The organism is Devosia sp. J20-27 (assembly GCF_055808595.1).
The window spans coordinates 809,428-822,078 of the sequence record NZ_CM147875.1; the positions used below are offsets into that span (position 1 = coordinate 809,428).

Annotated in this window: 10 protein-coding genes and 1 tRNA gene; 7 read left to right on the forward strand and 4 right to left on the reverse strand. The window is 66.2% G+C overall.

What is annotated here, in order from left to right:
- The first annotated feature begins 11 nt into the window (after window positions 1-11).
- Window positions 12-1,022, forward strand: a complete 1,011-nt coding sequence (locus AC0L4C_RS03930) for an N-acetylglucosamine kinase (protein ID WP_473402224.1) — start codon at window positions 12-14, stop codon at window positions 1,020-1,022.
- On the opposite strand, the gene AC0L4C_RS03935 is transcribed toward AC0L4C_RS03930, so the two are convergent.
- Window positions 1,019-3,004, reverse strand: coding sequence for a DUF5107 domain-containing protein (locus tag AC0L4C_RS03935; RefSeq protein ID WP_473402225.1), 1,986 nt, complete (start codon window positions 3,002-3,004; stop codon window positions 1,019-1,021). The genes AC0L4C_RS03930 and AC0L4C_RS03935 overlap by 4 nt on opposite strands.
- Window positions 3,004-4,311 carry an alpha-L-fucosidase gene (locus AC0L4C_RS03940; RefSeq protein ID WP_473402226.1) on the reverse strand — a complete coding sequence of 436 codons (1,308 nt, stop codon included), beginning with the start codon at window positions 4,309-4,311 and terminating at the stop codon, window positions 3,004-3,006. The genes AC0L4C_RS03935 and AC0L4C_RS03940 overlap by 1 nt, the downstream gene beginning before the upstream one ends.
- Before the next feature lie 206 nt (window positions 4,312-4,517).
- Between AC0L4C_RS03940 and AC0L4C_RS03945 the strand changes: the two genes are divergently transcribed.
- From AC0L4C_RS03945 to AC0L4C_RS03955, 3 genes are read left to right on the forward strand one after another with little or no spacing between them, the layout of a single operon-like run.
- The gene (locus AC0L4C_RS03945; RefSeq protein ID WP_473402227.1) at window positions 4,518-7,058 is read left to right on the forward strand and encodes a membrane-bound PQQ-dependent dehydrogenase, glucose/quinate/shikimate family; all 2,541 of its coding nucleotides are present in this window, start codon (window positions 4,518-4,520) and stop codon (window positions 7,056-7,058) included.
- A gap of 22 nt (window positions 7,059-7,080) precedes the next feature.
- Window positions 7,081-7,836: a cytochrome c oxidase assembly protein gene (locus AC0L4C_RS03950; protein ID WP_473402228.1), complete on the forward strand. Its 756-nt coding sequence runs from the start codon at window positions 7,081-7,083 to the stop codon at window positions 7,834-7,836.
- Window positions 7,833-8,333 (forward strand): CopD family protein, encoded by a 501-nt coding sequence (locus AC0L4C_RS03955; protein ID WP_473402229.1) that lies wholly within the window; start codon window positions 7,833-7,835, stop codon window positions 8,331-8,333. Before AC0L4C_RS03950 ends, AC0L4C_RS03955 begins: the two co-directional genes overlap by 4 nt.
- On the opposite strand, the gene AC0L4C_RS03960 is transcribed toward AC0L4C_RS03955, so the two are convergent.
- Window positions 8,314-8,856, reverse strand: coding sequence for a DUF2231 domain-containing protein (locus tag AC0L4C_RS03960; protein ID WP_473403445.1), 543 nt, complete (start codon window positions 8,854-8,856; stop codon window positions 8,314-8,316). The genes AC0L4C_RS03955 and AC0L4C_RS03960 overlap by 20 nt on opposite strands.
- Window positions 8,857-8,880: 24 nt before the next feature.
- Between AC0L4C_RS03960 and coxB the strand changes: the two genes are divergently transcribed.
- Genes coxB through AC0L4C_RS03975 form a run of 3 tightly spaced genes read left to right on the forward strand, consistent with a single transcriptional unit; the run spans window position 8,881 to window position 12,346 of the window.
- Window positions 8,881-9,549, forward strand: coding sequence for a cytochrome c oxidase subunit II (gene coxB, locus AC0L4C_RS03965; protein ID WP_473402230.1), 669 nt, complete (start codon window positions 8,881-8,883; stop codon window positions 9,547-9,549).
- Complete coding sequence (gene ctaD / locus AC0L4C_RS03970) at window positions 9,546-12,038, forward strand: cytochrome c oxidase subunit I (RefSeq protein ID WP_473402231.1); 2,493 nt, start codon at window positions 9,546-9,548, stop codon at window positions 12,036-12,038. Before coxB ends, ctaD begins: the two co-directional genes overlap by 4 nt.
- Window positions 12,038-12,346, forward strand: a complete 309-nt coding sequence (locus tag AC0L4C_RS03975; RefSeq protein WP_473402232.1) for a hypothetical protein — start codon at window positions 12,038-12,040, stop codon at window positions 12,344-12,346. Before ctaD ends, AC0L4C_RS03975 begins: the two co-directional genes overlap by 1 nt.
- A 112-nt stretch (window positions 12,347-12,458) precedes the next feature.
- On the opposite strand, the gene AC0L4C_RS03980 is transcribed toward AC0L4C_RS03975, so the two are convergent.
- Window positions 12,459-12,535, reverse strand: a tRNA-Arg gene (locus tag AC0L4C_RS03980).
- Window positions 12,536-12,651: the final 116 nt, after the last annotated feature.

Here is a 12,651-nt window from a genome sequence, read left to right on the forward strand (position 1 = left end):
CGTATGACAGAATGACAACAGCGTTTCTGGCTATCGACGTCGGCGGCTCCACCTCACGCGCCACGCTTATCGATCGAGACGGCAACTGCCTCGGCGTGGGCCGGAACCGCGGCGGCAACCCGGGCTCCAACCCGCCGGAGCAGGCCGCAGCGGCCATCGTGACCGCCGCAGAGGGCGCAGCCGCCGACGCGGGGTTGCCGCTCGACATCAAGGTGGCGTTGCTCGCCATCGCCGGCCCCCGCAATGCTGAAGTCGAGCGGCGCCTGGACGAGGCCTTCCGGGCGCTGGGGCTGACGGGACCGCTGGTCATGACCGGCGACACGCATGCCATGTTGCCGTCGGTTACCGCAGCGACGGAGGGCTATTGCGTCTTCTGCGGCACCGGCTCGGGCGCGGTGCGCGTGCGCGGCGGCGAGATCGAGAGCGTGGTCGATGCGGCCGGCTATCTGCTCGGCGATCTCGGCTCGGGCTACTGGCTCGGACATCAGACGGCGATCGCGGTCGCCGCCGCGCTCGAAGACCGCGGCCCGAAGACAGCGCTGACGCAGGCGGTACTCGATCAGCTTGGCATTGCGCAATCGGACGATCGCGCGTTCGACGGGCGACCAATGCCGCTGCGGCAGTTCATCGACGTCATCTACAAGATGCGGCCGATCGAACTTGCCGGCTTCGCTCCGCTGGTGATCGCCAATCGCGACGATGCCGTGGCAAACGGCCTGCTGGTGCAGTCGGAGCACTACCTGCTCGCCGACTTCCGGCACGTCTTCGACCCCGGCATGCCCGGCCCGGTGGTGCTGGGTGGCAGCATCGCCGCACATCTGAGCGACCTGCCCCTGGCCATAGCCGACGCGGTGCGCGCCGCCGGCCACGAGCCGGACATCCGGCTCTCCGGCGATGGCACGGTCGGCGCAGCCGTGCTGGCGCTGCGACACCATGGCATTGCCGTCGACGAGCCGATGCTCAAGCACATCGCCGCCTCGTTGTCGGCACGCAATGCCGCTGCCCGGGCCCGAACAACCTAGGCGTCATGCATGCGCAGATCGAGCTGACGGGGCAACGGGTGCGCCACAAGGTCGGCGCGACGCTCCTCGGCGGTTGATGGCCGCCCCAGACTTGCCTCCAGCCGTCCTTGGCGGAGTTGCACCCAGAGGTCCGACAGCAGCGTCTCGCCCTCGCGGATCGACGCAAATTGCTGGCCGAGCAGCAGGCGTTCGAGTTCGTCATATGCCCCGTCATTGCCGGCCGCCACGGCGCGCGCGAGGATGATCCGTTCCTTGTTGCGCACATTGTCCGGCAGCGCACCGAGGAAGGTCTTCAGCTCCGCTGACCGTTCGTGGGCCATCAGGTACGTCGCAATCTCGACAGCCAGCTCCGGCGGCGCAGCACCCGTCGCCCAGGCTGCAAAGTAGCTGCGCACCGCCGCATCCACATCATCGGCGAGCAAAGCCGCCAGCCGGTGGGCCGGCCAGGTCGGTTTCAGGGCCAGCGATGCCGCGACATGTTTACCGGCTGACGCGCGATCGCCGCGATCGAGCGCTGCGGTGGCGAGGATCAGCTCGTGCAGCCAGCTGGTTCCCTGCGCCGCGGCACTGGCCTCGACCCTGTCGATCCAGGCCTTCGAGACCACGATCCCCTGCGGCACCGTTTCCAGCATTGCGGCAGAGATGACGCCATCCCGCGCCAGTTGATCCCAGACCTCGTCCGCTCCAGCGACGCTGAAATCGAGGCCTGCCGCCAGACTGGTGCCGAGCAACCTTTCCTGACGATCGCCCCAGCGGTCGCCAGTCGAGTGCCGGGTATCGAGTGGCAAGCGCGCCTGAGTGCGCAGCAGGGCATCGACGCGCTGCAACTCGTCGGCCGACACCAATCTGTCCAACGTGCCTGCAGCATGGGTCACGGCCGCCCGATAGTCAGTGTCATGCGCCTTGTCGGGATCGAGCTGGACCGGCATGTAAACCTCGGTCCATTCCAGTTCCTCACCGGGCTGCAGTTCGAAGCGCTGGTTCTGCGTCGGTGCGACGCCGCTCTGGATTTCGAGATAGGCGCCTTCACCGGGCCGGGCGAGAAAATCCATCCAGTTCTGCCCGCCGACGGCGCTGCCGAAATAGAAGAACTTGCGCCCCTGCAGCTCGGCCGTGCTGGTCTGCATCAGTCCGTAGCCGGCACTGTCCACCGAGGTGATGAAACGGCGCGGCGCGGCAGGCGCGCGGAAGAACACCGACGTCGCGTTCACCCAGTTGTCGGGGTAGGAGGTGTCGAGGTCGGCGCGTGGAAAGTCGCAGCGGCCCAGATTGTTGCCCGGCCAGATGTGCTCGATCGAGTAGTCGGCGGGGCTGAGCACGCGGGTGCCGGCGCTCATCGGCGCCGCAACGTTGGTCCACCAATAGGCCAGTCGCGGTTCGACCGACGGATTGACGATGCGGCCGTGGGCAAATAGCTGCGGCGAGTCGTGCGGCAGGAACAGATCGACCTGCCAGGTTGCCTCGACGATCCGGTCGAACTCGTAGATCCTGAGCAGCGGCCCTTCCGGCGTCTCGCGGACGCCGGCGAAGACCGGCGCACAGGTGAAGGGCGTGTGTCCTGGAATGAGGCCATTCCATTCGATGCCGCCAGAGAACCAGGCATTGAGGGCCGCGAGATTGGCCGGCTGGAATACCGGATTGCGAAATACCAGGTCACGACCGTTCCTCAGGTCCCTGAGCTCCAGCAACCGGCCGCCGAGCGCGGGCGCGACCACGGCCCGCAACCGACCGTTCTCGATGACCAGCACCTCGAGTTCACCCTGCTTGAGGTCGCGGCCATAGTCGTCCGACACCTGATAGGGCAGGATGGAATCCTCGCCCCAGCTGAAACCGTGGCGGCTTTCCTCTTCGGACAGCCCGAAATCTGGTGGCGTCTCCCGATCGGGCATCGGCTGCTGCCAGCGGAAGCGCGGCAGATTGCTGGGCTTGCCGAGGGGTGACATCGGCAGCGCCAGGCGTTCCTGGCGGATCGTGGTGGTCATTACTCGTCCCTCAGGATCAGTTCGACGACAGGCACCACCACGTCCGGGCGCTTGACCGGCAAGTCGAGGGTCAGCGTCGTTTCGCCGACCGGCGGCACAAAATGCGGGTCGGTGTGCGCCCCGACCCACTGCACCTCGCTCGCATCGTTCAGCAGTTGCGCGTACGTCACTCTGCCGGCGAGGCCGTCGAGATGCAGGTAGCGGTTGGGCCAGTTGTAGATGTGGAGATAGAGGCGGTTGCCCTTCTGGGTGAACCTGCAGCCGTCGGGCGCCGTGTAGCTCGAGCGCCCTGCGCCGTAGATGGCGCGGCTGTGGAGCCGCATCCACTTCGCGTAGGCCTCAAGCGCATCGATGGCGCGCTGGTCGAAGGTGCCGCGTGCTGTCGGTCCGACATTCATCAACAGATTGCCGCCGAGCGACACGCCGTCGATCAGGATCTGGATCAGCTGCTCGGCGCTCTTCCAGCTCTCCTCGTCGCGATAGTACCCCCACGAGCCGGAGAAGGTCTGGCACATCTCCCAGGTCAGCTCCTTGCCGTTGATCAGCGGCGGCGTGCGCGGCGTGTACTGCTCGGGCGTGATCATGTCCGGCGTATCGGTTTCCAGGTCGAGTCGATTGTTGACAATGATGTCGGGTGCCAACTGGCGTACCAGCTTGAGCAGTTCGAGGCTCTGCCAGTCGTCGCGCCCCTTGCCGGGCAGCCCCTTGTAGGTGCGCTCCGGATAGCTGAAGTCGAACCAGATGATGTCGATCCTGCCATAGCCGGTCAGCAGTTCCGTCACCTGCTGGCGCAGATAGGCGGCATAGCGGGCACCCTCGCGCGCCTTGTTCAGTTCGGCCGCATCCTCGCGGTTGCGCAGCGGATGGTACATGTCGATGCCGAAGTCCGGGTGGTGCCAGTCGGGCAGCGAATAGTAGAAGCCGATCTTCAACCCTTCGGCGCGGAACGCCTCGACGAACGGCCCGAGCAGGTCGCGGCCATAGGGGGTGTTGGTGGCCTTGTAGTCGGTCGCCTGGCTGTCCCAGAGACAGAAGCCGTCATGATGCTTGGCGGTCAGCACAACGTATTTCGTGCCCGCGTCACGCGCCCGGCGGGCCCATTCTCGCGGGTCGTAGAGATCGGGATCGAAGTTGTCGAAATACTTCTGGTACCCCGCATCGTCGATCTCTTCGCGGCTTTTCACCCACTCGTGCCGCGCCGCCAGCGCGTAGATGCCCCAGTGGATGAACATGCCGAACCGGTCATGTGTGAACCATGCCTTCTTCTCGTCGGGCAGAAAGAGGTCGGGGGGCAGTCTATCGGTCATGGCGGGGGATCCTGAGGCACTGGAGGCCCCGCCTTGGTAACATGCCAGCATGGCGTTTCAAGGCTGCTTCCGGCGCCGTCAGAAGCCGCGTCACTCCGCGTCACCACTTCCACGTCAGTGCAGAAGCAATCCGGCCGAGTGGCGGAACCATGGCCGAACCGAGGCGTTGGGGCGACGATGTCCCACCAAAGTCAGGAGCGTCCTTAATGGCTGACCTTCACCGCGGATCTGGCTACTGGGCCACTGTTTTTCTGGCCGGCGTGCTCGTCATCCTCGGCCTGCCAATTCTGGTCGGCGGAGTATGGCTCATCATGCTTGGCGGCTCCTGGTACTACGCCCCTGCCGGCCTCGGTGTCCTGCTCACGGCCTATTTCCTGTTTCGTCGGTCCATCGTCGGCGTTTGGATCTATTGCGCGGTGTTCGCTGCAACGGTGATCTGGGCGCTGTGGGAGGCGGGATTTGACGGTTGGGCCCAGGTGCCGCGGCTCGTTGCCCCCACACTGATCCTGCTGCTCGTGCTGGCCACCATCCCGGTGTTGCGCGGACGCCTGAGGATGCCCGGCGGCGCCATGGCCGGCGCTGCTGTGGGCATCGTTGCTGTCGGTGCGATCCTGGGCATGAGCCTCATGCGTGACCAGACGCTCTTCGCGCAGGAGACCCCGGCGCCCGCGGCCGAGGAGACGATTACGGACGATGCGGCGGCCCCTTCTGCAGAAGCCGCGCCCGCTCCCGAGGTCTCCCCAGACGAGACCGCTCCTGTTTCATCTGATGCGGCTCCGGCTGCGACCGACGCCCCCGCGGCTCCCGTGACGTACGCCCGGCTCGAAACCGGTGTCGACTGGCCTGCCTATGGCGGCACGCACGCCGCGACGCGCTACTCGCCGCTTACCCAGATCACGCCGGACAATGTCGGCCAGCTGGAAAAGATCTGGGAGTTCCGCACCGGCGACCTGCCCGAGAACGACGAACCGTTCGGCAACCAGAATACGCCGGTCAAGGTCGGGGATCGCCTCTACCTCTGCTCGGCGCTCAACAAGATCAGTGCCCTCGATGCCGCCACCGGCGCGGAGTTCTGGACCTACGACCCCGAGACCCCTGTCGATGCCATCGGCTATAACGCGTCCTGCCGTGGCCTTGTCTATTTCGAGAACACGGCCGCCGCTGCGACCGATCTCTGCGCGACGCGGGTCGTCAACCTGACGCACGACGCGCGCATGATTGCGCTCGACACCCAGACCGGCCAGCTCTGCCCGGATTTCGGCAATGGCGGCATCGTCAATCTGCTGGAAGGCATCGGCGATACGGCGCCGGGCTTCTATGCTCCCACATCTCCGCCGACGCTGGTGCGCGACGTGCTGGTGGTCGGCAGCCAAGTCAGCGACGGCCAGACCCGCGAGGCGCCCTCGGGTGTCATCCGCGGCTTCAATGCGGTCACCGGCGAGCTCGACTGGGCGTGGGACATGGGACGCCCCGGCGAAACCGGCCTGCCTCCGGAAGGCGAGATTTACACGCCCGGCACACCCAACAGCTGGACCATTGCGTCGGGCGACGACGACCTCGGCCTTGTCTATATCCCGATGGGCAACTCCGCCGTCGACTACTGGGGCGGCGACCGCTCCGAGGCGGAGAATACCTACTCGACGGCCATCGTGGCGCTGGATGTCGAGAGTGGCGAGGTGGCCTGGAGCTACCAGACCGTCCACTACGACATCTGGGATTACGACCTTGGTGCACAGGGCACGCTGGTGGATTTCCCCACCGCGGATGGCCCCGTGCCGGCCATCGTCATGCCTTCCAAGCAGGCGCAGTTCTATATTCTCAACCGCGAGACCGGCGAGCCGCTGGTCAATATCGAGGAGCGGCCCGCGCCGCAGGGCGGTGTGGAGCCGGAGCGGCTATCGCCGACCCAGCCCTACGTCACCGACTTCCCCAATCTGCTCAAGCCCGACCTGACCGAGGCCGACATGTGGGGCGCCACGCCGCTCGACCAGTTGTGGTGCCGCATCCAGTTCCGCCAGGCGAGCTACGAGGGCGTCTACACGCCGCCCACCGTCGACCGGCCGTGGATCCAGTTCCCCGGTTATAACGGCGGCACCGACTGGGGTGGCGTGGCGATCGACCCGGAAAAGGGCATCATGATCGCCAACTACAACAACATGCCCAATTACAACCAGCTGGTGCCGCGCGAGGAAGTGGACAGGCTCGGCATCCTGCCGATCACCGATCCGAACTACAACCCGGAAGCCGGTGGTGGTTCGCATGGCAGCATCAGCCCGCAGGCCCAATCGCCCTATGGTATCCGGGTCAATGCCGGCTGGCGCGTCCCCTTCACCGGGCTGCTGTGCAAGGAGCCGCCCTATGGCGGGATCGCCGCCATTGATCTCAACACGCGAGAAATCCTGTGGGATCGTCCCTTCGGCTCGGCCCGGCAGAATGGTCCGTTCGGTATCCCCTCCATGCTGCCGGTCACCATTGGCACGCCGAACAATGGCGGCGGCGTCATCACGGCCTCGGGTCTGTTCTTCATTTCCGCAGCCACCGACAACATCCTGCGGGCCATCGACATCGAGACCGGCGACGAAATCTGGCAGGTGACGCTGCCGGCCGGCGGCCAGGCCACACCGATGACCTATGAGGCAGAGGGCCAGCAGATCGTGGTGATCAATGCCGGCGGTCACGATTTCATGGAAACGCCGATTGGCGACTATTTCATCGCCTACGCCCTGCCGCGAAGCGAGTCACCCTAGGTCACGGCCAGCGTCAGGTCCCATGTCAGCGTCATTGCCCATCACCAGCTATTGCGGGCCACCGCCGCTCCCGGACGATCTCTGGGGGCGGTGGAATCTTGATCCCCTGCTGATCGCTCTCCTGGCTATGGCGGCGCTGACCGTGCTCGTCGGACGCAGTGTTACCTTGCGGGAGCGCTTCGCCTTTCTCTCCGGGCTGGGGGTGCTGGCCGTCATCTTCATCAGCCCGCTCTGTGCGCTGACAGTGGCGATCTTTTCGGCGCGGGTGGTGCACCACGTGCTGCTGGTGGCCGTGGCCGCGCCGCTGCTGGCCGTCTGGCTGAAGGGCCGCATTGAGGCCGGCACCGCCGATGGGCTGGGCCGCCTGCTGACACCGCTGGCAGCGCTGCATACGGTGATCTTCTGGTTGTGGCACGTGCCCGACGCCTATGCCCTGGCCCTGACCAGCACGCCGGTCTACTGGGCCATGCAGCTCAGCCTGCTGGGCAGCGCCACCCTGTTCTGGGCAGCGGTGCTGGTCGCATCGCCGGCCCGGGCCATTGCGGGGCTTGTGGCGATCACCGTGCAGATGGGCCTGCTGGGCGCGCTGCTGGTCTTTGCCGACCGGCCGCTCTACTGGCCGCACCTCACCACGACCACCGGCTTTGGTCTCGCGGCGCACACCGATCAGCAACTGGCCGGACTTATCATGTGGGTCCCCGCCAGCCTGCCCAATCTGCTGGTTGCCATGGTGAGACTGGCGCACTGGCTGCGGTCGGCCGAGGCCCGCCGGGCGTGACCGCCATCCTGCTCAAATTCGTGCATGTGCTGGCCATCTCTGGCTGGTCGGCCGGATTGCTCTGCCTGCCGTTTCTCTACCTGCAACGCCAGCGACTGAAAGACGACGCGCTGCATCGCCTGCATAACTTCACGCGCTTTCTCTATGTCGGCCTCGTGTCACCCGCGGCCTTCCTCGCCGTCGCTTCGGGGATTGTGCTGATCTTCGTGCAATCGACATACGAGCCGTGGTTCTCGGTCAAGCTGGCCTTCGTGGCGGCCTTGGTGCTGCTCCACGTCACCAGCGGCCTCGTGATCCTGCAGCTGTTCGCGCCGCGCCGGATCTATCGCGGCTGGGAGTTTGCAGTCTTTACCGGCCTCACCACCACGGTCATCGGCGCCATTCTCGTCACAGTGCTCGGCAAGCCGGACGGACTCCCCACCGGCTGGCTGGTTGATGTCTTCGCCCCCGGCGCACTCGGCGAGATGCTGGGCGACGCTACTGCTTGGTTGAGATGATGAGACCCACCCCATGATCAAAGACCAGCTTGCCGCCATGCCAACCCGCCAGTGCCGTAAGTCCGGCCGCCAGCAGCGACAGCAGCATGCCATGCGGCAGCACTGCATCGGGGAAGTTGATGCGCAGGCCGAAATTGGCGCCGACGACAGCCATCAGTGTCATGGCCGCAATGGCGTGGTTCCAGCTGGCAACGCGCACGCGGATGCCCGGCACGGCCAGCAGTTCGGCGGTGCCGGCCAGAGATGCAAGAATACCCGAGCCGAAGGCCACGCCCGCAGACCACAGGCCGACACGCAGCCAGAACGGATCGCCGGTCAGCCAGTAGAGGCCGTCAGCACCCAGCGTGCAGATCACCAGAGCGATGGGAAAGTGCACCAGCATGGCATGGATCGGGTGACCCGCCACGGCGATGGCCGAGCCGATATCCTTGTCGGCCACTTCGCGGATGCCGGGGTTGGGGTCGCTGCTGGTGGCCTCGGGCGGTGTTTCCTCGGCTTCGATTTCGGTCTGTTCAGTGTCCAGTTTGGCCAAGTTACCCTCCGCGCCATGCGCCTTGCTGCTGTGGCAGCAACGCCCGGAGTGCTGGCAGGTTGCGCTGCGCCGCTGTCGAGCCTTGATCCGGCCGGTCCATCCGCCGCCGGCATTGCCACCCTCTGGTGGGTGATGTTCTGGGGGGCGACGGCGCTCTTCATGCTGGTCATCGCCCTGCTGGCCGTCAGCTATCTGCGTCCAGCGGCCCTCGCCGGATTGCGCCCCGTGCACTGGATCGTTGGAGGCGGGCTGGTGATGCCGCTGCCGATCCTCCTCGCCCTGCTGATCACCGCGCTCGTCCTCGGCGAACAGTCACTGCCCAAACCGGGCGGCGAGGCGCCGTTGCGCATTGCCGCCCATGCCAGCCGGTGGCAGTGGCAGTTCAGCTATCCCGCAGCGAATGGCGCGACATCGAGCGATATCCTCCACCTGCCGGCCGGCGAACCGGTCGATATCGTGGTCACCGCTGCCGACGTCATTCACAGTTTCTGGGTGCCACGGCTCGGCGGCAAGATCGACGCGATCCCCGGCAAGACCAACGTCATCCGCCTGCAGGCCGACAAGCCGGGGACCTATCGCGGCATCTGCGCCGAATATTGCGGCGAGGGCCACGAAACCATGGGCTTTGTCGTCGAGGCGCATGTCGCCGCCGACTATGCTGCCGCCATCGGAGGCACACCATGAGCGCGCCGCTGTCTCCCATTGCCCTGCACAAGGCGCTGACCCGGATCTGGGGCACGCCGCCAGGTTGGGGCGGGCTCTCGGCCGTCAACCACAACATCCTCGGCAAGCGCTTCATGGTGCTGGCCCTTGTCTTCTTCACTATCGGCGGCACGTTGGCGATGCTGATCCGCGCCCAGCTGGCCACGCCGCACAGCGCCTTCATAGGTCCCGAGCTCTACAACCAGATCTTCACCATGCACGGCACGGTGATGATGTTCCTGTTCGCCATCCCGATGTTCGAGGGGCTGGCGATCTACATGCTGCCCAAGCTGCTGGGCGCGCGCGACCTCGCCTTTCCGCGCCTGACTGCCTACGGCTTCTGGTGCTACCTGTTCGGCGGCACCATCCTGATCGTGGCCATGGTGCTCGGCTACGCGCCCAATGCCGGCTGGTTCATGTATACGCCGCTCTCCTCCGGCACCTACACGCCCGGCATCAACGCCGATGTCTGGCTGCTCGGCATCACCTTCGTCGAGATTTCGGCGATCACCGCGGCAGTCGAGCTGATCGTCACCATCCTCAAGATGCGCGCGCCCGGGATGTCGCTGACGCGCATGCCGATCTTCGGCTGGTACATGCTGGTCACCGCCGGCATGATGCTGGTCGGCTTCCCGCCGCTGATCCTGGGGTCGATCCTGCTCGAGCTGGAGCGGGCCTTCGACCTGCCCTATTTCGACCCGACGCGAGGCGGCGACCCTCTGCTCTGGCAGCACCTCTTCTGGCTGTTCGGGCACCCCGAGGTCTACATCATCTTCCTGCCGGCGGCCGGTGTGCTCGCCACCATCATCCCGACCTTCGCGCGTCGCCCGCTGATCGGCTACAACGCCATCATCATTGCCATCGTCGCCATGGGCTTCCTCAGTTTCGGCCTCTGGGTGCACCACATGTTCACGGTGGGCATTCCGCATCTGGCGCTCGCCTTCTTTTCGGCGGCCAGTGCCCTGGTGGCGATCCCGACTGCGGTGCAGATCTTTGCCTGGATCGGGACACTCGCCTCGGGGCGACCGAAGTTCGACGTGCCGATGCTCTATGTCATCGGCTTTTTCATCGTCTTCGTCTGCGGTGGCCTGACGGGTGTGATGCTGGCCATGGTGCCGTTCAATACGCAGGCGCATGACAGCTATTTCGTGGTTGCCCACCTCCATTACGTGCTGGTCGGCGGCTTCGTCTTTCCGATGCTGGCGGCGCTCTATTACTGGCTGCCGCATTTTACCGGCCGCAGCAGCCTCTATCGCCTCTCCATCCCGGCCTTCTGGCTGATCATCATCGGCTTCAACCTCACCTTCTTCCTGATGCACCTGACCGGCCTGATGGGCATGCCGCGCCGCATCTCGACCTATCCCTCCAACCTGGGCTGGGACTGGCTGAACCTGCTGTCCTCGGTCGGCGGCTTCCTGATGACGATCGGCTTCGCACTGGTGCTGCTCGACATCATCCTGCAGTTCCGTTTCGGCATGCGTGGCGCGCGCAACCCGTGGGGGGCGCGGACGCTGGAATGGGCGACGCCGACGCCACCGCCGGCCTACAACTTTGCCGCACTGCCGCGGCTCGAGGCACGCGCCGACGATCTGGATGCGACCGCACTCGGCCGGGCGCTGGCTGCCGGGGGCGGCTATCTCGGCTTTGTCCGCGACGGTCGCCAGGAGACGCTGGGTGTCGACATGATGTCGGGCGAACCCGACCAGGTCATCATCCTGCCCGGACGGACCTATCTGCCCCTCTGGACCGCGCTGGCCACCGGGGCGTTCTTTCTCGGCCTGCTGTTCAAGGTCTACTGGCTGGTGCCGCTGGCAGCGATTGCGGTCGTCGCCCTGTTCCTGGTCTGGCCGCGCGGGCTGGGCGCCCGGCAGGACGCCGGGCCGATCGATATCGGCCAGGGAGAGGCTGTGCCGATCGATGCCGAAGTCACCGACAATGTCACCTGGTGGGCCGCCAGGGCCGCCGCAGCGGCCGACGCCACGCTCTATGCCTCACTGCTGTTCGGCGCGCTTTATCTGGCGCTCGTGGCATCGGGCTGGGACGGGCCGCCGCCAGCCACCAACTGGCTTCCGGCTCTCGGTCTCGTCACCGCGCTTGCCGGCAGTGTCGTGGTGCGACGGGCGCGACGGCGGAATGCACTGGGCACCTCGCCCTATCGCTGGCTGCTGGGCGCCGCCACGCTGTCCGCCCTCACCGCAATGGCCTGCATCTCGGGCATGCTGCTGGCGGGCGATGCGACCAGCCATGCCAATCTGGCGCTGCGGTTCGCTCTTTATGCCTACTGCGCCCTGCATGCCGGCCTTGCCATGCTGGTCGCCGGTCACGCGGCCTGGCGCTGGCGATCGGGCCATGTCTCGGCGCTACGTGCCACCGACCTTCGGCTTGCCGTGCTCTGGACCGATTATGCCGCCGCCGCACTCGTGCCTGCGCTCGCCCTGATGGTGCTGCTGGCCGGATCGGGTGGCGCCTGATGCTCCGCCCGCTGCGGCCGCTCCTCGTCGGCTTCGCGCTTTGGGCGCTGGCCTTCATTGCCGTCTACGGCCTGCAATATCTGGGCTGTCGCTTCGGCTGGGCGCCGGAACTGCACCGTGCCGTGCTCATCATCGCCTACGCGGTGGCCGTCGGCATGCTCGGCATTGCGCTGACGCTGCAACTGGGCCGCCGACGCCAGAACGACCCGACAGAACTGCGGCGCATGGGAGCGGTGACCACTCTCGCCGCTCTCGCTGCGACAGCGATCACCCTCGGCCCGACGCTGTTCGTCTCCAGCTGCCTGTAGCGACGCCTCGCGGCCGGCGACCAGTCCGACGGGCGGGACTGAACGGATGGCGCTGACCGAGGCTGCGGCCTGCGGTCCTGGTCAGGTGCGGTTTCAAGAATTGAGGAAGTGGTGGCGCACCCGACACGATTCGAACGTGTGGCCTCTGCCTTCGGAGGGCAGCGCTCTATCCAGCTGAGCTACGGGTGCAACGGTGGAACGGATAAGCGATTGAGCGGCGGAGTGCAAGCGTCTGCGCCGGTCCCTGGCATCGGGATCGCGCGCGGCGCGCGGTGGGCAGAGCGCGCTGGATGATGGCGCTGCAC